This window comes from Paenibacillus sp. UMB4589-SE434, assembly GCF_030226685.1.
In the GTDB taxonomy this organism is placed as follows: domain Bacteria; phylum Bacillota; class Bacilli; order Paenibacillales; family Paenibacillaceae; genus Paenibacillus_B.
Map to the genome: position 1 here is coordinate 36,611 of NZ_JASOYK010000009.1, position 23,994 is coordinate 60,604.

The window sequence follows — 23,994 nt, forward strand, 5'->3', positions numbered from 1 at the left end:
ACGAATTCGTCGGTTCCGTATGACACGGAAAGCGGACGTTCTCATATAAAAGCGCAAAAAGATATGTTTCAAGCTGCATTAGTCAAAAAGGCATCTATCGACGCACTGCGCAAGTTTAATCCGAAGCAAATGGTTAAAAACCCAATGATGTTTATTGTAGAAATCGGATTTGTCATCACATTGTTCTTAACCTTAGTTCCAGATGCGTTTGGTTCACCTGTCGCTCGGTGGTACAACGGATCAGTGAGCTTTATATTGTTTATTACAGTATGGTTCGCCAACTTTGCGGAAGCTCTGGCAGAAGGGCGGGGTAAGGCTCAAGCGGACTCCTTAAAGCAAACCAAGAAAGATATGTGGGCGAACAAAGTGACAGAATCAGGCACGGTTCGTGTATCCTCTGCAACGCTGCGTAAAGGAGATCTTATTATTGTCCGCGAAGGAGAGACCATTGCGGGGGATGGGGAAGTTATTCAAGGCTTGGCATCAGTTGACGAATCTGCAATTACAGGTGAGTCGGCACCAGTGTTAAAAGAAGCAGGAGGCGACTTCTGCTCTGTGACAGCAGGCACGCGGGTCGTAAGTGACTGGATTCGTGTTCGTATCACGAGCGATCCGGGCGAATCGTTCCTTGACCGAATGATCGCGCTTGTTGAAGGTGCTGAACGGCAAAAGACGCCAAATGAGTTGGCGCTGCACACCGTACTGATTAGTCTAACCCTTATTTTCTTGATTGTAGTGGTAACACTACCTTTCTTTGGACAGTACTTGAACATTGAACTAAATGTAGCTGAACTTATCGCCTTACTAGTTTGCTTGATTCCAACAACTATCGGGGGGCTGCTGTCTGCGATTGGGATTGCGGGTATGGACCGTGTTACACGCTTTAACGTCATTGCGACTTCAGGGAAGGCAGTAGAGGCTTGCGGCGATATTCATACTATTATTTTGGATAAAACGGGTACGATCACCTATGGAAATCGTCTTGCTTCCGATATGTATGCGGTTGGGGGCGGTTCGAAAGAAGAGCTTGGACGCTGGGCAGCGGTATCCTCTCATCTGGATGAGACACCGGAAGGACGTTCTGTTGTCGAATGGGTAAATAAACAGGGTTGGAGCTACGACACTCAGCTGAGTGAACAAGGTGAGATTATTCCGTTTAAGGCGGAGACACGTATGAGCGGCATTGATCTGACGGATGGTCGCAAAGTGCGCAAAGGCGCCGTAGATTCAGTGAAGCGATGGGTGAAAGAGAAAGGCGGATCTATTCCTGTTGATTTAGATGCACAGACCGAAGCGATTGCGGCAGCAGGTGGAACGCCGTTGGCAGTTGCAGTCGATCATCATATTTATGGTGTGATTTATTTGAAGGATACAGTGAAGCCGGGCATGCGCGAGCGTTTCGAGCAACTTCGTCAGATGGGGATTCGTACGGTGATGTGTACAGGCGACAACCCGCTGACAGCTGCTACGATTGCGCGGGAAGCAGGTGTAGATGATTTTATCGCAGAGAGCAAACCAGAAGATAAGTTGGCGCTTATTCGTCAAGAGCAGGCGGCGGGCAAGCTGGTTGCAATGACGGGTGACGGCACAAATGATGCGCCAGCCTTGGCACAAGCAGACGTAGGGATTGCGATGAACAGCGGTACAACGGCTGCTAAAGAGGCTGCTAATATGGTCGATCTGGATTCTGATCCGACCAAAGTTATCGAAGTCGTTGCTATTGGGAAGCAGCTGCTGATGACACGTGGTGCCTTGACTACATTTAGTATCGCAAATGACGTAGCCAAATATTTTGCGATCATACCTGCTTTATTTATGCTTGCGATCCCGCAGCTTTCTGCTTTGAACATCATGGCATTAAACTCGCCGATGTCAGCGATACTGTCTGCGCTCGTATTTAATGCGATCATTATCCCGCTCCTGATCCCACTGGCCGTGAAAGGGGTAGCATACAAGCCAATGAGCTCAGAGAAGCTGCTTGGTCGCAATATGCTGATCTATGGACTAGGCGGACTGATTGCACCGTTTATAGGAATTAAAGCTATTGATATGGTTCTTGGAATATGGATGTAACTTCTCAATCAGCTAACGGATGTGCCAATAGGCAAGCAAGCTGTTCTTAAGCGGATTAAGCATGATTCGGCAAACAAGCTGCATAGTTACGTTCGTTAATAAGCAAATAAGAATAAGAAAACAGGCAAATTGAGCAGCCGATCAGATTAAAGTTTTAGGCATTTAGAAAGGGTGTATTTACATGAGTTCACATTTACAACAGTCAGATCATACAGATTCTCCCGCCGATAATGGCGGGGGCATCAGCACCATCATCCGTACAAGTGTCGGCTTGCTTGTGTTATGCGGGTTAATATATCCCCTCTTGATGACGGGAATAGCACAAGCTATTTTGCCGAAAGAAGCAAACGGCAGCCTCATTTATAATGCCAAAGGGCAAGCGATTGGTTCCGAGCTGATTGGTCAGACTTTTACAGAACCACAGTATTTCCATGGACGTGTATCAAGCATTGACTATAACGGAGTAGGGGCTGGGTCACCGAACTTTGCGCCTTCCAATCCAGATTTGAAGGCACGAGTAGAACAGTTTGCAGCAGATTGGAGTAAGAACAACCCTGAAGTGCCGCTGTCAAAGGTGCCTGCTGATTTGGTGACGAATTCGGGTTCCGGTCTTGATCCGCACATTTCCCCGGAGGCGGCGCAAGCTCAATTACCACGGGTTGCAAAAGCTGCCGGCTTGTCCTTAGAGGAGGTACAGCACCTAGTAGATAAGTATACCGAGTCTGCTGATCTGGGTATTTTCGGTGAACCGCGTGTGAACGTGCTGCTGTTAAATTTGGCGGTTCAAGGAGAAATGAAGGGCGATACAGTGCGCATAGAGGGTTAGAAGAAATAGAAGTGCAACATGAAAGTGACATAGAATAAAAAAACATATAGAAAATATAAAAGATATTCAAGATGAAAAAGGCACAGATAGTCATGCTTTGCGCGTATAGACGTAGGGGTTCAATTGAAGGTTTATATGGAGCGCATTCATACTTTTGGAATAAAGGAATGTTATAGTACAGGCTGCGGTTCGGGAGGGATGAGGATGAAAGAAAGTGATGCTTATCGTAGACGCTCACCAGAAGTGCTGCTTCAGCTTATTGAACAGATGCAGCGAGGCAGGTTGTGTATTCTCGTGGCGGTAGCAAGCGGTGCGGGCAAGACAACACAGCTTGAACGCGAGGGACAAGAGCGAATCAAGCAGGGGCTGGAAGTAGCCTGGGCAACGTCTTCGCCTGAGCAGGAGCCTGCGTCATCTCTCATTTCCCGTATTCCTTCTATAGAATGGGAATGGAATGGACAGCGGATGGAAGATTTGGATATGACTCAAATTCAAGCGGGTTCACCGGATATCGTCCTTGTGGACGGCTTAGCTCAGCCGAATCGGTCGGGGGCAGAGCGTGCTACACGGCTGGAGGACGTCCGATATTTGCTTCAACTGGGCATCAGTGTTATTGCTACGATGAACGCATATGAAGATGAACGTGTAAGCGAACAAGCGAAAAAAATGACGGGAATCGATGCGATTTGGACCATTCCCGGCGATGTGCTCAAGGAGGCAGACGAAGTCCGCCTCCTTGACGTGTCTGCAGAATCGTTGATTGAACGGCGGCAGCATCATCGAGGCAGAGGAAAAGAGACACGTGCCAGTACACGCAAAGAGCTTGTATCTGAGCGAAGCCAGCTGAGCATCCTCCGTGAATTGGCGCTGCGGACGCTTGCAAGTGATGTCAACGGATCATTGGAGCAGCACCGGCAAGAGCTTGGATTAAGTGGTCCTTCCGGTGTTGCAGAACGTATTCTTGTGCTGGCACAGTATGGATGGAACGGATCTATTCATGTCAGAAGAGGACATCAGATATCCAAACGATTGAACGGAGAACTGTTTATTATTTCATTTGTACATCCGAAGAAAGCACTTACCCCTATACAGACGACATTCAGGCGTTCACTCAAAAAGCTGGCAGCCAAGCTTGGTGCTTCATGGGAGGAAACAGCCTCCTCATCCAGAAGCGGCATGGCTCGACTGCTTGCGCGATACGCATGGGAGCACGGCATGACCCGGATTGTACTAGGTCATTCGCGGCAAACTCGCTGGCAGGAGTTCTGGAACGGTTCTCTAATTAATGGCTTGCTGAAAGAGGTTGAGCATACGGATTTGTTTTTTGTCGCTGACCGCTCGATGAAAGAGGGGGAGCGAATCCTTCCAGTACGCTCTGAAACCAGTCATTCCCATCCTCCTTTTAAACGCTGGACACAGGCTGAACTGTTAGCGAAGGCTGACGGACTTCGACGTGGACGATTTAAGATCATTATCGGTGCCGCTCCAGGAGTCGGGAAAACGTATAAGATGCTGCAGGAAGGCAATCGTCTGCTCGAACAAGGGGTAGATGTTGTGATTGGCTTGCTGGAAACGCATGGACGGAAGGAGACAAAGGCCCAGGTTAACCAGTTACCTCTTATACCAAGAAGCAAGATCGCATATAACGAACGGTTCCTGGAAGAAATGGACACAGAGCGATTGCTGCAGCTGAGGCCCGAACTTGTTCTGGTAGATGAACTGGCGCACACGAATATGCCAGGTAGTCAACACGACAAGCGCTATGAAGATGTCCTGCAGCTGCTTGAAGCAGGCATATCTGTCATGACAACAATTAATATTCAGCATATTGAGAGTCTGAACGATGCCGTGGAACAATTAACAGGCGTGCGAGTAAGGGAAACGGTGCCAGATGGCGTATTACGGCTTGCGGATGAGATGGAGTTGATCGACGTCACCCCTCATACGATTCAGGAGCGAATGCGGAGCGGCTTGATCTACTCCGCAGATAAAGTGAATCAGGCGTTAGATCATTTTTTTCGAACGTCTAATCTGATCGGCTTGCGTGAGCTCGCCTTACGCGAAGTTGCGGACGATGTTGACGAGCGACTGGAATCATGGGAGCGAAGGGCATTGCTGCGGGGGCCCTGGCGCCGACAGGAAGTAATCTTCGTCTGTATTGAGCCAAATACGCAAGCGGAGCGGCTCGTAAGACATGGATTCCGTATTGCTCATCGGCTCAAGGCGGAATTGTTTGTTGCTTGCCTGCCTATTATGGGGCGAAGCAAGATCGAGGAAAAAGGTATGAAATCGATTAAGTCGCTGGCAGAGCGGCTAGGCGGTACATTTGAGATGTACCATCCTGTATTACGCAAACAATGGGCGAGTACGGCCGTAAAGCTTGCGGATGCACAGCTTACGACACAGCTTATCGTTGGATTGCCAGGGAGAAAGCAGCGGAGAATGGAGCGTCAACAAATGAAAATGCTGATGCGTCTGTCTCGGCATATGGATGTGCTCGTCATGAACGAGATCGAATGGGCGAAAGGGAAGCCAGGATAAACGGATCGTTTTCAGTTTACGGGAGTGGCCATACAGCAGTTGTAAAAGGTTATATTCAAGGTGGAAATAATGGTAGAATAATCATAGATTAGCCTTGATATTCATTCTAGGATAGAGCCTATTTACAACTGAGAGGTGGAAGCATGAACAGAGCAGCACAGCTATGGAGCAAGAATGAGATTGATTGTATTCGCGAACGAGCGATCCATATGGAAAAGAACGGCACGGTTGATGACCAATTTCTAGATTGGATTAGAGACCGCGTTTTGTTTAAGATGTTTGTTCCAGAGCAGCTTGGCGGCAGGATGGCTGATCTGCCTGAGGCGCTGCGGATATTTGAAGAGTCTGCATGGATAGATGGCAGCTTTGGATGGACCGTAACGATTGGGGCAGGTGGTGGATTCTTTGTGCCTTTTATGGAGCCGGGCGTGTGCCAATCGTTGTTCAGTGAACCTGCGGCGGTCATTGCAGGGAGCGGCTATCCATCAGGCCGCGCCACAGCAGTCGAGGGCGGTTATAGGGTTAGCGGTACATGGAAGTATTGCAGCGGAGCAAGGCATGCAACGATGTTTACGGCAAATGCACTTATTGAGGTTGCATCGGATGAAACGGAATCAGCAGATGCTTCGCCTGTGATGAGGGCTTTTACATTTATGCCTGATCAGGTTCAGATCGAATCGGATTGGGATGCATTTGGGCTTAAGGCTACAGATAGCCATACGATTCGGGTTGAGCAGGCATTTGTTCCAGTTGAGCGCACATTTAGCCTAGTGGAGCCATATGGTGCTTATCAGCATCCTACGTATCGTTATCCGTTCCCTGCATTTGCAGCAGCTACTTTTGCGGCTGTTGCACTTGGTATTGGACGGCACTTTTTGGATGAGGCGGAGCGTATGGCAGCTGGAAGCCGAGATGCTTGGCATGCGGCGAAGCCGGAACGTGTTGCTTTTACGGAGCAATTGATTGCGGAAGGACGCTGCGCTTACGAGGAAGCGGCACGAAAATTCATGTTTCATGTGGACATGTCATGGAGAGAGCTTAAAGAACTGGGAACTGTGACGGAAGAGTCGGAGCGTGAAGTTAGTTTGCAAGCGAGGGCTGCGGCGCAATCGATCAGAGCGGCAGTAGACAGTATTTTTCCATACATGGGTATGGGCGCGATTATGGAGCATTCGATGCTTAATCATATTTGGCGTGATCTGCATACAGCTTGCCAGCATACATCTCTTGTGTCGTTTCAGTAACGAGATGGTAGGAGTTGCAATAGCATTATATAGTTGAGCGGGTATTAATACGGTGCCGAGCACCCTTTTACCGCGATGAAAGAGAGACTCTTTTATCGTTGTGAAAGGGTGTTTTTTTGTCCATTAATAAGACGGTGTAATGCCTAATTATTCACCTTTTCAGCAGGAGATATGTATTACGGCGAATGAATGAATGTTCATTGGGGAATACCAAAACAAAAATAAGGGAAACCAGCCCTCATAAACAAGGAGTGAAGACTTCAGATGCGAGATGAATCAGGTACACATAGGTCCATAGATGGCACAGGTGACAGCTCGCAAGTCTACTCTCCTCATCAGAATGCGGGAGGTACACCGTCACAAGGCGGCAAGCCGCTCGGCGATAAGTTGTCTGACAACATCCGCAGCATTCGTGCAGCACTTGGCGACAGTACAGATCTGGTTGTGCGAGAGATGAAAGTAGGACGCAAACGTGAATGGGATATCTCTTTTATTTTTATAGATGGTCTAATAAGCGCTACATTGGTCCATTACTTGATGGATTCATTTGTAGAACGAATGGAGATTGCAGTCGAGCACTATCCGCATCCGAAACAAATTGGCTTTGACACGTGGATTCGTTACGTAGGTATAACAACTGGTGATGTGCAGACGTTCCATCATGTCCCAGCGCTCTTGAGCGCCCTTATTGATGGCAAGACGGTCATCTTGATTGACGGATTGGCTGACGGTATCAGCGTATGCACGTTAGGTTATGAACATCGTGCCGTTAATGAGCCTACTTCCCAGACTGTCATTAAAGGTCCGCAGGAGGCATTTACCGAGACGCTGCGCGTGAACACTGCTTTGCTGCGCAGACGTATCAAGCATCCCGATCTCCGGCTGGAGTCATTGGAACTGGGTAAAGTAACCAAGACTGCCATTGCGATTATGTACATTGAACATATCGTAGATCAGGACGTCCTAATGGAACTGTTTAAGCGTGTCAAGCAGATCGATATTGACGGTGTGCTGGAATCCAACTATGTAGAAGAATTCATTCAAGATGGAGTGTTAAACATTTTCCCTACCGTCAACAATACCGAACGGCCGGATACCGCATCTGCTGCTTTGTTGGAGGGACGGGTCATTATCATTATTGACGGATCACCATTTGTATTAATTGTACCTTCATTATTCTCAGAAATGATGCAGTCCGCTGAGGACTACTATCATCGTAACGATTATGGATTGACGAGACTGCTGCGATTTGTTTCCTTTGTAGCGACACTGCTCACACCAGCCGTCTATATTGCACTGACGACATTTCATCAAGAGATGATTCCCACCTCCCTTTTGATTAGTCTTGCTGCTCAACGAGAAGGTGTACCCTTCCCTGCATTTGTGGAGGCGATGGTGATGGAGTTTGTTTTCCGGCTTCTGTATGAGGCGGGAGTGCGGATGCCGCGGGCTCTTGGAACCGCGATTTCAATCGTTGGTGCGCTTGTACTTGGACAAGCAGCGGTCGATGCAGATCTAGTCTCTCCCGTAATGGTGATTATCGTCTCCGTGACTGCGATTACTAGCATGATCTTTCCGAATGCAGAGATAGGTCTGTCTCTGCGTACGCTGCGTTTTGTATTTATGGGGCTAGCGGCCGTGTTTGGATTTTACGGCTTGTTTGTCGGAATTATGGTGCTTGTGCTCTACATGTGCAATATGGAGTCGTTCGGTAAGCCGTACATGTCGCCATTTGCCCCGTTTCATAGTTCCGATCAGAAAGATGCATTGTTTCGTGTCCCCATCTGGATGATGCGTAAGCGTCCGGTGAGCATGAATACGAATCAGTACCGTCGTCCACCAGAGTCAAACACGATTCCGAAACAGTCAGAGCGGTATAAGAGAATGAAAGACAATCGTTAGTAATAAAAGGAGGGTTCTGCAATGTCACGGCAAGTGGCTCCGCTGGGCAGAAGAACGACTGCAGCCATTGTTCTCATCATTATGACCTTGGTGCTGACATCTTGTTGGAACCGAAGAGAGCTGAATACGCTTGGGATTGCGCTTGCTCTTGGCATTGATAGCTCACCAGATGGAACGGTAAAAGTAAGTGCACAAATTGCAAACGTAAGTGCAATCGCAGCTAAACGCGGGAATCGGACCGCAGCTCCGGTGATTGTCATCCAAAAGACGGGGCGCACGCTTGTAGAAGCATTACGCAAAATGACGACAGAACTGCCGCGTAAAGTTTACTTATCTCACATGCGTATGCTTGTTATAAGTGAGGAAGTGGCAAAGCAAGGCATAAGCAGATTGCTCGATTTATCGCGTGATCATGAAATGCGAGGCGATTTCTACTTAGTTATTGCGAAGGATACAACAGCCAAGCATGTGCTTGAAATTATTTCACCAATGGAACCGATGCCTGCGCAGAATCTGTACTCCTCCCTAGAGATATCGGAAGTGAGCTGGGCACCTACCAAAGGGGTGTTGATGAACGATTTCATTCAGCAAACATTAAAACCTGGTATTAACCCGGTACTCCCTGGGGTGATGGTCACCCATCCTGATTCAAAAGAAAACAGCGTAGAAAACATTAACAAGTCCTCGGATTTTACGATGAATACATATACCACTCTAGGGGTATTTCGAAACGACAAGCTTATTGGGTGGCTCAATGAATCGGATAGTAAAGGCTACAATTATATAAGAGGCAATGTCAAAAGCTCGATCGGTGTCATCCCTTGTTCGAAGGAAGGGAACATTGGGATTGAGATAATGAAGAGCAGCAGCCATATTAAAGCAAAATTTGAAAACAATCAACCGGTCATTTATGGGCAGGTGAAGCTGGACGTCAACATTTCAGACGTATCGTGTAATAAAGACATTACGAACATTGAATATATGAAGGAACTTGAAATGGAACTGGAGCAGAGCCTGTTAGTCATGCTAAAAAATGTTGTCTCCCATGTCCAGCAAAAATATAAATCCGATATATTCGGCTTTGGAGAAGCCATACATCGGAGTAATCCTAAGTATTGGAAAAAGATTAGATCTCAATGGGTGGACATTTTTCCCACTGTTCCTGTGAAGCTGACCACACGTATCCAGATCCATCAGACGGGTACACAGAGTAATACGTACATGAATTACCAAAGTAAGGAGATGAGGCCGTGAATGTAAACATTATTGCCGTGTTGGTCGCAGCTTTGATATTCATATGGATTGAGATGCCGCGGCTATCACCCAAACCACGTAAGGAAAAAGTCGTATTCTGGTTATTGTATGCGTGTAGCTTTGCGTACATGGCTTTATACGCTTTACATATTCCGTTGGCTAACCCGAATGACTTGATTGTCAGAGCATTTAATCCGATCAGCCAAATGGTTGTCGACCCACTTGAAAGGATGGAGCGAAAATGAAAAAGGATATGATCGGCGTCAGACAGATGATGTGGTTAGTCGTGTTGTTTACAGTAGGCTCATCCGTATTGTTTGTGCCTTCCGCCGCGGCCTATCATGCTGAGCAGGATGGTTGGATTGGAACGATTATGGGTGTGGCAATAAGTATTGTTGTGGCGTGGGCGTATTTAAGATGGATTGGTAACCACAGCCATATGACCGTATTTGAGCGATTTGAGCACGCTTTTGGCAAATATGTTGGGAATACGCTGGTTATGGCTTACGGAATTATCTCTTTCCTTTGCGGGACCTCTTCGCTTGTTTATTATTCAGGCTCCTTCCTTGTGACGCAGATTATGCCGGAGACGCCCCGTGAAATATTGCAAATTATATTTGCGATCCCCATTCTATTAGGGATACGATTAGGTCTGCGCGCCGTATGCAGAGCGGGAGAAATATATTTTGTAATTGTATTTACAATGTACGTAGCCATGATCATGTTTGCCGTACCTAACGGTGATTTAGATAACCTTTTGCCCTTGCTGGAGGCCAACGTAGCAGCATATACCCGAACAGCCTTCCATTATGTTGCGTACACGGTATTTACATTTTTTGCATTTTGGACCTTGTACCCTCGTATTCAAGGTGACGACAAGAGCAAGCGTCGTGCGATCATTGCTGGTACTGCTATTAGTGGGTGCTTGTTAACGATTATTACGTTGGCTTGTATTTTTGTGTTGGGATGGGAGAACACAGCGAGATCCAGTTTTCCAAGCTATATGCTGGTACAGCGTATTAATATTGGCAACTTTATTACGCGTATTGAAGTGTTTATGGCCTTTTTATGGCTGACTACGCTTTATTTTAAAAGCTTTATTTACTTTTATTTTGGGCTTAAAGCTTTTAAGCACGTTATGAATGTAGATGATGAGAAAATATATGCGCTGCCCTGGATGGTTATATGTTTGGTGTGGTCGTTTATTATGTATTCTAGTGCGTCCTATCAGATCTGGTGGGATTCTCGTATTTGGCCAAGTGTAAGTTTAGTGTTATTTATGGTGATCCCGCTTGTGATGATTCCGTTGGAAAAAATACGCAAGCCAAAACAGGCAGGGGATTCTTCTATGAATGCAGCATAGTATATGTGTATTTTTGTATTTAATAAAATGTACGCTTGTATGAGGTTCATGAGTCGTGCCGGCAGCTGGGGAGGACTAATATACTGTAGTACTCTGGCGAAGGAGGTGAACCTGCTCCTGTTCCCCGTCTGTCGGTAGAATAGGCACTTACAAATGAAACCAACGATCGTTTGTTTCTCCCACTTGTGCAACACCTCTTATATTACAGGAGCTGAGAAGCTGCTCTTGTTCCTGCTTCGTGAATTATCTCCTCGCTACAATTGCGTGCTTATCGTTCCACAGGAGGGCATACTTGCCCGTGAAGCTTGGGAGGCTGGCATTGCTTATCGCGTTCAGCCCTGTCCTTTATTTTACTCCATGGTTCATCCCACTCCCTCGATGGATGCCGAACTGGAGGAACTCAGGCATCAAGCTGAGTATGGGGCGCTTGTTCGTTTATTGCAGGATATACAACCGGATTATGTATTAACAAACACAAGTGTACACGTTGTTCCTGCCTTGGCGGCGAAATCGTTGGGTATTCCTATATTATGGCAAATAACAGAAGTCATTACAGACAATGAATTTACCTCCAAAGCCGCTGCGATTGTCCATTCGTATGCAGATATGGTTATTGGCATATCACATACGACTTTATATCCATTGCCGCATTCCGCTCTTCCACAAGGTCCTTTTCCTCCTCATTATGTACTTCCACCTTCCTGGCATATGGCTGCGTTAGAGCCTTTAACATGGCTGCACCATCGATGTGAGCAGCGTACTACACTTGGTCTTTCGGACAGAGAGGTCCTGATTGGCTATATCTCCTCATCTATTAATTGGAACAAAGGACTGGAACATTTTGTTGAAATGGCGCTGCGACTGTGCGCAATCGATGAAAGGGTGCGCTTTGTCATCCTGGGTGATCCTGTAGACGAAGGCTACATGGAGCATTGCTTGCGTAAGATTCATGAATCTTCCTATGCAGGCCGATTTCAGCACATTCGATTTGAGCCCATTGTGCAGCGGATATATCCCGCCATGGATATCGTAGTCATACCAAGCTTGATACCTGAAGGATTCGGGATGACAGCATTGGAAGGATTAATTTTTGGAAAACCGGTAGTTGTGTACCGATCAGGTGGACTTGCGGAAATTGCCGAGGCGACTGGTAATGCAGCCTTTGCTGCTGAACCGGGCAGTGTGGCGCATATTACGGACATTGTAACTGGATTACTGCATAATCCGGCAGAAATGAAAAGGGTAGGCGAGAGCAATGCACTGGCGGTGCAGCAAGTATATGGCATTGAGCAGTGCCGAGCCAGACTACATCACTTATTTGTTCAGTTGATAATGGCTCAACCAAGTCTGTTCTATGCGATCCAAGGGAGCTCGCACGATGTTTTTATCCGTGATGGAATGATATATCGCCGTGCGATCAGCCCAAGTCAGCTTAGGTCGCTTGGAGTAAGTGTGGTCAGACGAGTTACCGATGAGGTGCTCCACGATCTTCCTAAAGGCGATCCACTGCCAAAGCAGCGCAAAGTGAGACGCAGACTAAAGAGGTATTTACGAGGCAGGTTACGCAAAAAACGGCGTCTATCTCGTAAGACCACGCTGCGGGTGAAAAGACGTAAACGCGGAACCAAGCAGAGAATGCGTGTTCGGAAAGGTCGAAGACGGCTTCGAATCCGCCGCTAGCCAGCCTATATAAATGACAGGTGGTGACTTGTCCTGATGCGTATAATGACGATTTTAGGTACGCGGCCCGAAATTATTCGCTTAAGCCTCATTATGAAGCGGCTAGACGAATGTGCGGAACGACATGTGATTGTCCATACCGGTCAAAATTTTACGCGTACACTAAATGATATTTTTTTTGAAGAGATGGAGTTGAGACAACCGGATTATGTGTGTCACCACCAGCAGCACTCCTTAGGCAGCCAATTGGCGACCATATTTAGTGAAGTTGAGCGCTTATGCCTTACTGAACGTCCTGACCGAGTACTTCTGCTAGGGGATACGAACAGTGCGTTAAGTGCAATTGTGGTAGAGCGGCTTGGCATTCCGGTTGTGCATATGGAAGCGGGCAATCGCTGCTTTGATTTGCGTGTCCCGGAAGAGAAAAATCGGCGAGTAATCGATACGATCTCTTCTATTAATATGCCTTACACCGAGCAAAGCAAAAAAAACTTAGTCAAGGAAGGAATACCAAGCGAGCGAATTTTACTAAGCGGAAATCCTATCTACGAAGTATTGCTTCATTATAAGCCGCACATCGATGCTAGCAATGTGTTAGAACGCCTAGCGTTGAAGCCACAGCAATATTTTCTTGTAACGGCGCATCGAGCTGAAAATGTAGATAATTCAGAAGCACTTCTGCAAATTTTGACCAGTCTGAATCGGTTAGCGGATACCTATCAACAACGTGTCATTTGCAGCATTCACCCACGCACCAGATCTAAAATGGATAAGCAGGTCAACCTCTCTTTGCACCCCTTGGTAGAATTTTACGAACCGTTTGGCTTCTTTGATTTCGTTCACCTCGAACAGCATACACGTTGTGCGATCACTGACAGCGGCACTGTGCAAGAGGAATGCTGCATCTTTCAAGTCCCGACTGTAACGATCCGTCATACGACGGAGCGACCTGAAACGGTTGATTGCGGGAGTAATATCGTAGCAGGAGTAGTGGCCGATCGTATTATGGAGGCTGTCGCAATAACGGTTTCTATGCCTGCATCTTGGGAATGTCCGGTTGGATATACAGTACCCCAAGTATCCCGCACCGTTGTTAAATTTCTGCTTGGAGGGAACATAGATGTTTAAACATAAGCGAATTCTCGTGACTGGGGGCACCGGTTCATGGGGGCAAGAATTAATCCGCCAGTTGCTGCCGCAGCAACCACAGGAGATTATTGTTTTCTCTCGCAATGAATCGAGTCAGGTCGCAATGAGCCGCGAATTTGAAGATACACGACTCAGCTTCTGTATCGGTGACATTCGGGACAAGGAGGCACTGCATGCGGCTTGCCGGGGAGTGGATTATGTATTTCATCTTGCCGCACTTAAGCATGTGCCCGTTTGTGAGGAACAGCCCTACGAGGCGCTGAAAACCAATGTGATCGGTACACAGCATGTCATTGAAGCGGCAATTGAACACAATGTCTCCAAAGTTATTTATATCTCCACTGACAAAGCTGCCAATCCTTCTAATTTCTATGGCATGACGAAAGCGATTGGCGAGAAGCTGATCGTATATGCCAATCTGCTTCGTTCCTCCACTCAGTTCGTATGCGTACGTGGTGGAAATGTGCTCGGCACGAACGGAAGCGTCGTTCATTTGTTCAAGGATCAGATCAAGTCCAAGCGAGAGATTGGCATTACAGACAAACACATGACACGCTTCTTCTTGACTTTGCAGGATGCTATTAAGTTGTTGTTCAAAGCAACCGCGAACAGTCATGGCGGTGAAATCTATGTTATGACGATGCCGACGTGCCGTATTATCGATCTGGCTGAGGTATTAATAGAAGCTTCTGGTGAAGAACAAGTTCGTATTGTGGAAAAAGGAATTCGACCTGGTGAGAAAATACATGAAATTTTGATGAGCGACTACGAAAGCTTAACAACAGTAGTGTATGATGAGCAGTATTTTGTAATCCTTCCTACACTTGAGATAGTTGGATTACACGAAAAATATGCACAGTATGACAAAGTCCAATTCTCTAGCTTCAGCTCAGAACGAAATGTAATGAACAAAGATGATATTCGGGAGATGTTGGAGCGGGGAGGATTTCTGTAATGAAAATGTTAATAGTCGGCGGAAATGGAATGGCGGGGCATATGCTGGTCCGCTATTTCCGTCAGCTTGAAGCGTATACCGTCTTCTACACCTCTCGTGATCCGTCTGATGAACAATCGCTGTTGCTTGATGTGACTGACATAGAGCAGGTGGATCGTGCGGTTGAGCTGGTCCGCCCTCATATTATCATTAATGCAGTAGGTCTTTTAAATGAAGCCGCAGAACGAAATCCCATCGAAGCTTATCAGGTCAATAGCTTCTTGCCGCATCGTCTGCGGCAAAGAGCTGACCGAATCGGCGCCAAGGTCGTGCATATAAGCACGGACTGCGTCTTTTCTGGAGCGCAGGGAGGGTATATGGAGTCGGACGAACCTGACGGAGTCTCGATGTATGCCGTGACCAAAGCGCTGGGTGAATTAAGAGATTATCCTCCACATCTGACGCTGCGCACTTCTATTATTGGTCCTGAAATTCGTCCGCATGGGATCGGCCTTCTGTCCTGGTTTATGCACCAGAAGGGGACAGTTGCAGGTTATAAGAGTGTCTGGTGGAACGGTGTGACGACATTAGAACTCGCCAAAGCGATTCAATATTATTTGAATAGCACATGCACAGGTCTTATTCATTTGGCCAATTCCACCGTCATTAACAAGCACGACCTGCTCGGCCTGTTCCAACATACGTTTAACAAGCAGGACGTGACGATAGTCCCTAACAAAATGCCCGAAATCGATCGGACGTTAGTCATTAGCAGATCAGATGCATTGTACCAAGTGCCTGATTATGGCATGATGCTGAAGGAGTTGGGAGAATGGATGGGCACCCCTTGATCGGCAAAAAGCTGCTTCTCACGGGTGCATCTGGATTTACTGGCTATCATGCGTGCCAACGCTTAGTGGATTTAGGCATCGAGGTGGCAGCGTTGGTTCGCAAGCCTGCTCCTGGGCTTACAGCAGTTGGAGCAGATGTATTCATATGCGATATGCAGCAGGAAGAACTGGTGCAGCGCATCGTAGAGAGAGTCCAGCCAAATTATGTACTGCACTTAGCAGGTATGAACGCCGTAGCAGCTTCGTGGCAGTATCCGACTCATGCGCTGCACGTTAATGTGATGGGAACCGTACATTTGCTGAATGCACTTCGGCAGGTGCCGGATGCGAGAAGCGTTATTGTTACTTCAAAGCTCAAAGCCATACTGGACCCGACCGTTCCCCCCGCACATCCATACTCGTATAGCAAGGCGCTGCAAGAGTCTGTCGTTTTGGCGTGGTCAGCTATGTATGGTCTTGATGTGATGCTTGCGGCACCTTCAAACTTAATTGGCCCTGGCCCATCAACCGGCATCTGCTCGCTGCTCGGCAAATACACGGCGGAACGAGAGCGGGGGCATCTTGATGCAGCATTCAGCCTGAGCGCTAAGCACGACAAGAGAGATTTCCTGGATGTAAGAGATGCAATTGCGGCCTATGAAGCCATACTCTGCCATGGGGAACGAGGAAAAACATATCGGGTGGAAAGCGGTCAACAGCGGACGCTAGAAGAAGTAGCTACCTTATATCGCCGCTTGGCATTGGTAGATCTGCCCTTGCATTGGCGAGAAGACGGGACATCGTGCTCTAGAAGTTTAGCTGGAGCCTGTCAGACTGGATCAGGTGATACCGATGGCAGTCTCGATATGACGAGCCCAGAGCTCAAAGCATGGGGCTGGCAGCCGAGGCGCTCATTTGAACATACTGTTGCTGATATTCTAAATTATTATAGAGCGCAAGAGAGGTGACGGCATGCAGCCACTAGTCACAGTTGTTATTCCATTTTATAACGATCCTTATGTGGATCAAGCGATCAACAGCGCTTTGCTGCAGACTTATGCTCAAGTTGAAATTATTGTGGTGGATGACGGATCTGTGAGGTATGCAGATCGGGCAACTCGTTATCAACCACGTATATATTATTTAAGCAAGGCCAATGGAGGAACGGCAACCGCTTTGAATCATGGTATTAAGTATGCCACAGGCAAATATATTGCGTGGCTCAGTTCCGATGATTTCTTTTACCCTGATAAGATCAAGCAACAGGTTCAATACATGGAAGAGCGGGGAGCACATATCAGCTTTACAAACTTTGATTACATTAATGCATTTAATGGCGTGACAAAGCACCGTGCGGCTACAACGTTCCATAACGTGATCGAATTTTATGAAAGTTTCTTTCATAGCAATCCCATTAACGGCTGCACGGTCATGATGAGCCGCAGGCTGTTGGATGTGGTTGGCTGCTTCGACGAGGCACTTCCATTTACACATGACCTGGACCTGTGGTACCGGGCCATGTTAACCGGGTTTGAGTTCCACTATATTGATACGTCATTAACGGCTTATCGTTGGCATGATGCGATGGGTACGATGCGGCATCGAGAGGCTATTATTCAAGAGGTGGCGGCGACGAATAGTCGTTATCACGGTCGATTGGCTGCTTTTATTAAACAGCTGAATATCAGATGAGATGGGATTGGCAAATACGGAGCAGAGCAGAAATGGAATAAAGATCGGGGATAGAATTTAAAAGAGAAAGCGTAACATTTGGGAGGCCTCCAAATGTTACGCTTTCTCTTTTAGTATTATGTTTTGCTCCTAGTCGAATTTTTTCTATATTCTTAGAACTTAAGTCTTTGAACTATATCACTTTTTTGGGTTATTATAGTATTGTGCTAACCATAGTTGGCCAACTTAGGGAAGAAATTTTTAACTATCATATGTTTTTGAATTATGCGAGAGTGTTGATAAGTGTGCCTCATTAAACTCTGTTTTGGGAGGGTTTTCATATGGTTAAAAAAATTATTATTATTTTTGCTGTATTTTCTCTAACATTAACGAGTATGGCGTTTGCCCAAGACGTGCAGGTTCGCTCAAGTACTGTTCCTGAATACCCAGAAACAATTTTGGAGCAACAAAAATATCAAGAAGAGTGGAAAAATTCCAGAGTTGAGGCTTTATCGTTAGAAGGATCGCGTGAACATATTTCTAATCAAAGTTCTACAGTTGAATTTTCTACGGTCGTTCGACCAGGATATAAAGGATATATAGAAAAGTACTTAACAGGGGCATATTCTGGTGGTTCAGGCGAATGGAAAAAATACAAATTTGCAGGTGGAGTTGGTGAAAATCCATATATCGGATTGTATACTGAGACAGGAAATGCTTGGACTGTTGTAAAAGATAAAGTTAATTACAAGGTACGCGAGGTTAAAATTTAAAGATGATATCTAAAAGGTCTAAACTATTTTACTTTTGTCTAGCGATCGTATTAATATGTAGTGGATGTGTCAACAAGAGTACCTCTAATGCATCTCCCCACCAAGTATTAGCTCCTAAGAATGATATTCTGAGCATCTTTCAGTTCCAGCAGCTTGCCGCGAGTATAGAAAAAAATCTTATCATACCTGGATTTAAAATAAATGGAAGTACCCTTGGCGACAATACGATTATTGCAGTTGAAAAAGAACTTTCTTTTGATAAAAGGAGTTATTTAACAACTAATGGCATAGAGACTGGGCAAAAAACGCAAGAGCGGATTACATTTAATAATGATAGGGATCATTATCTGGTCTTTCTTGATGTTATTTACTTAAACAATTATATAGGTAATGATCTAGTATATTGGAAATTGGCAGATGAGAAGTTCAAGGAAGAAAAGACTTACTCCAGATTTAAAGACTCTATTATTTCATACAAAAATATAATAGTGAAAACAACAATCGTTTCTCAAAATGAAGAGCTCGATTCATTAAAATTAATTGAAGTAGATAACTCCATCGTTAACTTTCTTAAAGGTTATCAATCTTAAGCAACTTAAAAGCTGACGCCCAAATACATGGCGTCAGCTTATTTTAATTGTTAAATATATATTCCATTTTATAATAGAGATGGTTGCACTAGATCATCCTGTTACACCTGTTAACTTATTTCTTCAATTAGCCTTCTCCACTGATTCCACCTGAAAAACGGGAATCTTATGCAGCTCATTATTGACGATAAGTTCTGCATATTCATGAAATGAGCCTGTTATCGTGATCTGGCCGGTCTGAAACGGATAAGCGCCTGTTAACTTCACGTAGCTTGATCCCATCTCGCCGTACACATCTCCTCCTTCAATGAGGACGATGTTACAGGTAAACTGCACTTTAACGTTGTAGTAGTTCAGCAGATTCTGTGCCGCAATCATCGTATAATCGGATTGGAAACTCGCCAATTGATAGCTGTTACCGTGTCGTTCATAAACAGCAGTGCGGCCTTCGGCATTCGCAACGTTCGGACTGTAGACGAGAAGTGTGCCGTTAGCGGCTGCTTCATAGCCGTCTGCCTCGAATTGAAACAACGGGATCTGGGTATCTACACCTACAAAGAAGGCAGTATATTTGGCTTTTCTGGTCTCCGATGTGGATTCGAGCAGTAGTACAGGCTGACTGTTTGTACTTAGATGTTCCTCTAAGCTTAAGCGCCGAATGGATGCGTGTCCCTCTGGCAACACCATGTTCCACGACTGGATTTGATCGTCATTATCCCACCTTGCATATGTAAGACGGTTACTCGGATCTACGGCAATCACGTACGTCTTGGCACCAAATTGATGCTGGCCGCTAATCACATGTGCATACCTTTGATTGCCGCTGAGGGCGGGAAGTAGACGTACGGGCTCTGCAATGGCCCAGGCCAGCTCTGCCGCTTTGATCTCTGCTTTTGTATCCTGATAATCCCCGAGCATTTTGTAGAGAGCAATACCTTGCTGGTAGCTGCCTTTAGAGATGAGTTTCCCTGCATTTCTCATCCATGCTCGGATTTGATTCTGTAAGTACGTTTCCATATCTGAATCTTTACGGGTGGAGGTCATAAAAGACGTATAATCCTTGGCATGAACGATGAAGGCAGATACTTGATCCCGCTCTACATCCTTCACCATCATCGTTGCAGCAAGCTTCTTTGTTTTGGGGTACACCCAGTCACTTGTAAAATTAAGCTCTGTATAGACATTTATCAGATGAAGCGCCTCTGACAACATACCTTGAAATTTTCCTGCACTCGCCAGACTGGCGAGCTTAGCTTCATCATATTGTTGAAACTTGGTGCTGAGCTGTTGTTCTTTCTTAGCACTGCTGCCGTATATAAATGCTGGAATGCGCAGCAGGTTGGTTCGGAACGTTTCCTCCTCAAAGCGGCCCTGCTGCATGTTTTCTTTCATTTGTTCATAGAAGCTGAGCTTGAACTGCTGTAAATGTGCAATCATCCGTTCGGACAGCTGCAACGTGCCTGAGATCTGCCGGTAGAAGCTGGCATATTGACTTTTTGGCGCCATATAGGGTCCACGAATCTGTTGGAGCTTGTCATATACCTGCATGAAGACGGCAAAATCCCTTGCTTGCCCAGCATTGTCTGCTTCCTCAGCAATAATGGACAAAGACTGTTTGATCTCGGTAATCGGCGCCAGCTTCTGTAAACGTGCAGCAAGCTCCAGCTCTTTATATTGAAGGGAATGATTCCCGCGTGCTTTCTGATACCAATCTTCTGCTGCGACCAGATCCTTGCTGGCATATAAACGTTCTGCCTCGTTAAACGCCATTATTTTCTGAGTGATCCACACACCTTTGAATCCAATCATTACCACTACAATTAAACATAGAAATATCATCAAATTTCGAGGGTTTACGACTCGTAACCACGTCATATCAGTTAGCCTCTTATGGACGACTCCTGAAAGTCAGGGTCCCATTGGTATTTTTCTTGATAAATGCGGTGGACTTCACTCGTTAGTCTGTCCCCCATTTCATGGGGATTTTGTTGAATCATACGATACAGCCGCAAGAACCGGTCCTTTGGCAGTTTATGAGCATATCTGCGCACAAGGCCAGAGTAGGACAGCACATAACGTTTCATACGAACAGCAGCACCAGCGACTCCCGCGAGAATGTCTTGGCCGTTCTCCAGCCCAAGTATTTCAAGCTCGTAATTTAACACATATTGAAACGCACTGTCTTTGATTAGATCACGCTTAATCTTGGTTAACTCACCGATATAGTCAGCAAGTAAAGGGTCGTAATTGGTAATCAGCAGCGGCTCCAGCACCAGGTCCATATCTTTGCGAAGCGCAAAATAATGAAGCAGCGCAACCTGCTGTAGGCGAATCGTATCGTTGTGGAGCAGTGTACTAAGCTCGCGCAGCAGTTCATATGTCAACTGCTTATCGGTATCCCAGTTGGAAAAGGCTGTTTCCCAGTCGCGATACAGATCTTGCCCGAGACGGTCCTGGTCCTGTTGCAAGAGAACAAGCAAGGCGCGGTTCATTTCCTGCGTCATGACTTGGCGCTGCACGAACCAGAGCAGCGTGACAAGCAGAAGGCCTGCTGCACCGCAGAGCACCATTTGCAGCAGCGTGTTGCTGAGAAATATGCCTACTAATCCGATAAAGACCGCAATCAGCAGCGAAGTAAGCATGGAACGCTTCGCCGTTGACACAGCATACTGCTCAACGGGAACAAGAGATGATTTGCCGCAAGCAGGGCACTGTTGCTCGTCTAAGGCTGTGAATGTTCGGCATTGCTTGCAAATCGTCAACTTTTGATAAATATATCTTGTAGGTTTGTGTGGCCGAAAATGTACAGGTATTTTTTTCATAGTTATCGTTCGCTTTCGCCATTTAAAATAGTTAAGAGACTGTTGTCTATGTCTTGCTGTGTAGGGGCCGAGGTGCGGCGGAACCAATAGAGGCCGGCCCGTATTGCTGTATATAGAAACAAAATGCCTAAACAACCGTATGCTAACATATAACTATCATTCCTTTTATATTAAGTAAATAGTTCAACGATACAAGATGAAGCGGCAAATATCGATCATATTCTACCACTTGGACGCGAATGAGAGATATGGTTGAACTTTATAGTCCCTGATTATATCATAATGTATGATACGTGGTAGAATTAGTAAATAAATTGTCATATACTACAGGATTGAGACGACTGGTAACTTTTTTTCAGACAATTTTCATATAATCTTAAGAATTAAGAGGTAACGTTATAGAGTCATGTCCTTCATGTGACTTTATGCCTATGAGACTAATGATAAATGACTTGATAAGGGAGCACAAATTGCAGACAACGATTATATATACAGTCGCTTAACCAGACCATCAGCTAACGCTTGCATGCTACTATTAAACTAACACTTCAACATAAAGGAGTACAACTATGCTTCGTAGAAACGTTCTGAACTATACAATCTGGCTTATGATAGGTTTACTACTGCTGCCGCTTGCTGCCAATCTGCCTGTGGCAAGCGCTGCCCAGCAATCCTCGAAGCTTGACTCTGTTCTTGTCGTAGACGTAAGTAATTCGATGAGTACAAGTGATGCTAATAAAGTGGGCAATGAGGCGATGAAGCTATTTATCGATATGCTGTCTACTGCGGGAGATAAAGTCGGTATCGTAGCATATACCGATAAGATCGAGCGCGAGAAGGCGCTGCTTGAGATCCAGTCCGATGCGGACAAGCAGGATTTGAAGCAATTCATCGATCAGTTAAATAGAGGCGCCTATACGGATATTGCCGTTGGCGTCAAGGAAGCGGTAAAAGTGCTGCAGCATGGCGCGGACCCAGGGCATGAGCCAATGATTGTCTTGTTGGCTGACGGTAACAATTATTTGAATGCTAAAGGAAGTCGTACGCAGGCTCAGTCAGACAAGGAACTGAACGAAGCCGTTGTGGAAGCAACAAAAAAGGGGATTCCTATCTATACGATTGGCTTAAACGCGGACGGCAAGCTGAACAAGGAAGCGCTGGCGGTTTTGTCCAAGCAGACCGGAGGCAAGTCGTTTGTCACATCGACAGCAGATGATCTGCCGCAAATATTAAGCGAGATCTTTGCCAGCCACCTGAAACTGAAGATTGTGCCGATCCAGTCCATTACAGCTAACGGGAGTTATCAAGATGTAACGGTTAATGTGCCTAATGCCAACGTCATGGAGGCTAATATCTCGATCATGTCAGCCAAGCCGGTCGATGTGAAGCTGATCGATCCATCCGGCAATCAGGTAGCGATTCCATCAGACGAAGTACAATTATCCCGTTCGAAGAGCTACTCTTTAATGAAACTGCTTCAGCCAGCTCAAGGTGATTGGAAGCTGCAGGTCAAGGGGGTTGCTCAAGACAAGATCGATATTAATCTAGTTTTTAATTACGATTTGGAACTTGCGCTGGACCCAATCGCAACAAAAAAGTACGAAAAAGGTGACACCGTAGATATTAATGCTTATCTGGTCAGCAACGGTCAGAAGCTCCAAAATAGCGCCTTATACAAGAACATGAAAGCAGTGCTGTCTGTAACCGACCACGATACAGGTAATGTAAAAGAAATCCCGCTTCAAAATAAGGGAGACCGTTTTGAGGGCAGCTACAAGATAGAGGACAAGCATATTTATGAACTGAAGGTCAAAGCAGAGGAGAAAAGTTTCTTCCGCGAAACCAAGCCCGTCACCGTCGATGCGAAGTCGAACGGATTGTCCGGGAGCAAGCCGGATGCAGCCGAAGAGAAGCCGCTGTCGATTTGGTTGATTATCCTCGGTATTGCTGCCCTGCTGGGAGCAGCGGCTGGCGCTTACTTTATTGTTGCAGCGGTGAAAAAAGCTAATAAGGGCTTCGTTGGGCAGCTGGTCATCGAGATTCGCGACGAAAATACAGGCGAGAAGTCTTACCCGCAATACAAGAAGCTTGCGGCCTTTAAAGGCAAGTTCACGCTGCATCAAGTACTTCAATTGGCGCCTGAACTGAAGGAGACAGAAAAACTTATATTTGTGCCTGCACGTAATGACCGCATTCTGGTAAAGAGTGGATCTGCAGGCACGATTGAGAAATCCGGCCGGGCGGTAGATGCTAGCGGTGGGATGGAATTAAAGAACGGCGATCGCATTACAGTGCCGCTGCAAAGTGTTGATAAGACTATTTTGATTGAATATCTCGTATAG

At 46.1% G+C, this 23,994-nt stretch carries 19 protein-coding genes; 17 read left to right on the top strand and 2 right to left on the bottom strand.

The annotated features are described in order from the left end of the window. Positions 1-63: 63 nt before the first annotated feature. The 16 genes from kdpB (at position 64) to QP775_RS22660 (ending at position 18,830) form a co-directional block, all read left to right on the top strand. On the top strand, positions 64-2,073 hold the full coding sequence (kdpB, locus tag QP775_RS22585) for a potassium-transporting ATPase subunit KdpB (protein WP_239332766.1): 2,010 nt from the start codon (positions 64-66) through the stop codon (positions 2,071-2,073). 181 nt (positions 2,074-2,254) lie between these two features. Then, positions 2,255-2,899 carry a potassium-transporting ATPase subunit KdpC gene (gene kdpC / locus QP775_RS22590; protein WP_285109049.1) on the top strand — a complete coding sequence of 215 codons (645 nt, stop codon included), beginning with the start codon at positions 2,255-2,257 and terminating at the stop codon, positions 2,897-2,899. Positions 2,900-3,103: 204 nt separating this feature from the next. Then, positions 3,104-5,440, top strand: a complete 2,337-nt coding sequence (locus QP775_RS22595) for a histidine kinase (RefSeq protein ID WP_285109050.1) — start codon at positions 3,104-3,106, stop codon at positions 5,438-5,440. A 143-nt stretch (positions 5,441-5,583) separates the two neighbouring features. Next, the gene (locus tag QP775_RS22600; protein ID WP_285109051.1) at positions 5,584-6,684 is read left to right on the top strand and encodes an acyl-CoA dehydrogenase family protein; all 1,101 of its coding nucleotides are present in this window, start codon (positions 5,584-5,586) and stop codon (positions 6,682-6,684) included. Between the two features lie 264 nt (positions 6,685-6,948). Further along, positions 6,949-8,586, top strand: coding sequence for a spore germination protein (locus QP775_RS22605; protein WP_285109052.1), 1,638 nt, complete (start codon positions 6,949-6,951; stop codon positions 8,584-8,586). Positions 8,587-8,607: 21 nt separating this feature from the next. Next, positions 8,608-9,840, top strand: a complete 1,233-nt coding sequence (locus QP775_RS22610; RefSeq protein WP_239332497.1) for a Ger(x)C family spore germination protein — start codon at positions 8,608-8,610, stop codon at positions 9,838-9,840. Further along, the gene (locus QP775_RS22615) at positions 9,837-10,085 is read left to right on the top strand and encodes a hypothetical protein (RefSeq protein ID WP_239332499.1); all 249 of its coding nucleotides are present in this window, start codon (positions 9,837-9,839) and stop codon (positions 10,083-10,085) included. Before QP775_RS22610 ends, QP775_RS22615 begins: the two co-directional genes overlap by 4 nt. After that, complete coding sequence (locus tag QP775_RS22620) at positions 10,082-11,203, top strand: GerAB/ArcD/ProY family transporter (protein ID WP_239332501.1); 1,122 nt, start codon at positions 10,082-10,084, stop codon at positions 11,201-11,203. The genes QP775_RS22615 and QP775_RS22620 overlap by 4 nt, the downstream gene beginning before the upstream one ends. Positions 11,204-11,356: 153 nt before the next feature. Then, the gene (locus QP775_RS22625; protein ID WP_285109053.1) at positions 11,357-12,883 is read left to right on the top strand and encodes a glycosyltransferase family 4 protein; all 1,527 of its coding nucleotides are present in this window, start codon (positions 11,357-11,359) and stop codon (positions 12,881-12,883) included. 36 nt (positions 12,884-12,919) lie between these two features. Beyond that, entirely contained in the window at positions 12,920-14,011 is a 1,092-nt protein-coding gene (gene wecB / locus QP775_RS22630; RefSeq protein WP_285109054.1) for a non-hydrolyzing UDP-N-acetylglucosamine 2-epimerase, read from the top strand. Next, complete coding sequence (locus QP775_RS22635) at positions 14,004-14,987, top strand: polysaccharide biosynthesis protein (RefSeq protein WP_285109055.1); 984 nt, start codon at positions 14,004-14,006, stop codon at positions 14,985-14,987. The genes wecB and QP775_RS22635 overlap by 8 nt, the downstream gene beginning before the upstream one ends. Beyond that, positions 14,987-15,817 (top strand): SDR family oxidoreductase, encoded by an 831-nt coding sequence (locus QP775_RS22640; RefSeq protein WP_285109056.1) that lies wholly within the window; start codon positions 14,987-14,989, stop codon positions 15,815-15,817. The genes QP775_RS22635 and QP775_RS22640 overlap by 1 nt, the downstream gene beginning before the upstream one ends. After that, on the top strand, positions 15,799-16,764 hold the full coding sequence (locus tag QP775_RS22645; protein ID WP_285109057.1) for an NAD-dependent epimerase/dehydratase family protein: 966 nt from the start codon (positions 15,799-15,801) through the stop codon (positions 16,762-16,764). Before QP775_RS22640 ends, QP775_RS22645 begins: the two co-directional genes overlap by 19 nt. 4 nt (positions 16,765-16,768) lie before the next feature. Beyond that, positions 16,769-17,488: a glycosyltransferase family 2 protein gene (locus QP775_RS22650; protein WP_285109058.1), complete on the top strand. Its 720-nt coding sequence runs from the start codon at positions 16,769-16,771 to the stop codon at positions 17,486-17,488. A 320-nt stretch (positions 17,489-17,808) separates the two neighbouring features. Then, positions 17,809-18,240, top strand: a complete 432-nt coding sequence (locus QP775_RS22655; RefSeq protein WP_239332515.1) for a hypothetical protein — start codon at positions 17,809-17,811, stop codon at positions 18,238-18,240. 2 nt (positions 18,241-18,242) lie between these two features. Next, a complete protein-coding gene (locus tag QP775_RS22660) occupies positions 18,243-18,830 on the top strand; it encodes a hypothetical protein (protein WP_285109059.1) in 588 nt (195 codons plus the stop codon). A 123-nt stretch (positions 18,831-18,953) separates the two neighbouring features. On the opposite strand, the gene QP775_RS22665 is transcribed toward QP775_RS22660, so the two are convergent. Next, entirely contained in the window at positions 18,954-20,705 is a 1,752-nt protein-coding gene (locus QP775_RS22665; RefSeq protein WP_285109060.1) for a hypothetical protein, read from the bottom strand. Positions 20,706-20,710: 5 nt separating this feature from the next. Then, positions 20,711-21,652, bottom strand: coding sequence for a hypothetical protein (locus QP775_RS22670; RefSeq protein WP_285109061.1), 942 nt, complete (start codon positions 21,650-21,652; stop codon positions 20,711-20,713). Positions 21,653-22,221: 569 nt separating this feature from the next. Here QP775_RS22670 and QP775_RS22675 point away from each other — a divergent pair. After that, positions 22,222-23,994, top strand: coding sequence for a vWA domain-containing protein (locus QP775_RS22675; protein ID WP_285109062.1), 1,773 nt, complete (start codon positions 22,222-22,224; stop codon positions 23,992-23,994).

Coding starts and splice junctions, on each gene's coding strand:
- QP775_RS22665 (WP_285109060.1), bottom strand. CDS start 20,705: ATGACGTGGTTACGAGTCGTAAACCCTCGAAATTTGATGATATTTCTA.
- QP775_RS22620 (WP_239332501.1), top strand. CDS start 10,082: ATGAAAAAGGATATGATCGGCGTCAGACAGATGATGTGGTTAGTCGTG.
- QP775_RS22655 (WP_239332515.1), top strand. CDS start 17,809: ATGGTTAAAAAAATTATTATTATTTTTGCTGTATTTTCTCTAACATTA.
- QP775_RS22605 (WP_285109052.1), top strand. CDS start 6,949: ATGCGAGATGAATCAGGTACACATAGGTCCATAGATGGCACAGGTGAC.
- QP775_RS22600 (WP_285109051.1), top strand. CDS start 5,584: ATGAACAGAGCAGCACAGCTATGGAGCAAGAATGAGATTGATTGTATT.
- QP775_RS22670 (WP_285109061.1), bottom strand. CDS start 21,652: ATGAAAAAAATACCTGTACATTTTCGGCCACACAAACCTACAAGATAT.
- QP775_RS22625 (WP_285109053.1), top strand. CDS start 11,357: ATGAAACCAACGATCGTTTGTTTCTCCCACTTGTGCAACACCTCTTAT.
- QP775_RS22675 (WP_285109062.1), top strand. CDS start 22,222: ATGCTTCGTAGAAACGTTCTGAACTATACAATCTGGCTTATGATAGGT.
- QP775_RS22645 (WP_285109057.1), top strand. CDS start 15,799: ATGGATGGGCACCCCTTGATCGGCAAAAAGCTGCTTCTCACGGGTGCA.
- QP775_RS22650 (WP_285109058.1), top strand. CDS start 16,769: ATGCAGCCACTAGTCACAGTTGTTATTCCATTTTATAACGATCCTTAT.
- QP775_RS22660 (WP_285109059.1), top strand. CDS start 18,243: ATGATATCTAAAAGGTCTAAACTATTTTACTTTTGTCTAGCGATCGTA.
- QP775_RS22635 (WP_285109055.1), top strand. CDS start 14,004: ATGTTTAAACATAAGCGAATTCTCGTGACTGGGGGCACCGGTTCATGG.
- kdpC (WP_285109049.1), top strand. CDS start 2,255: ATGAGTTCACATTTACAACAGTCAGATCATACAGATTCTCCCGCCGAT.
- QP775_RS22640 (WP_285109056.1), top strand. CDS start 14,987: ATGAAAATGTTAATAGTCGGCGGAAATGGAATGGCGGGGCATATGCTG.
- kdpB (WP_239332766.1), top strand. CDS start 64: ATGTTTCAAGCTGCATTAGTCAAAAAGGCATCTATCGACGCACTGCGC.
- QP775_RS22610 (WP_239332497.1), top strand. CDS start 8,608: ATGTCACGGCAAGTGGCTCCGCTGGGCAGAAGAACGACTGCAGCCATT.
- QP775_RS22595 (WP_285109050.1), top strand. CDS start 3,104: ATGAAAGAAAGTGATGCTTATCGTAGACGCTCACCAGAAGTGCTGCTT.
- wecB (WP_285109054.1), top strand. CDS start 12,920: ATGCGTATAATGACGATTTTAGGTACGCGGCCCGAAATTATTCGCTTA.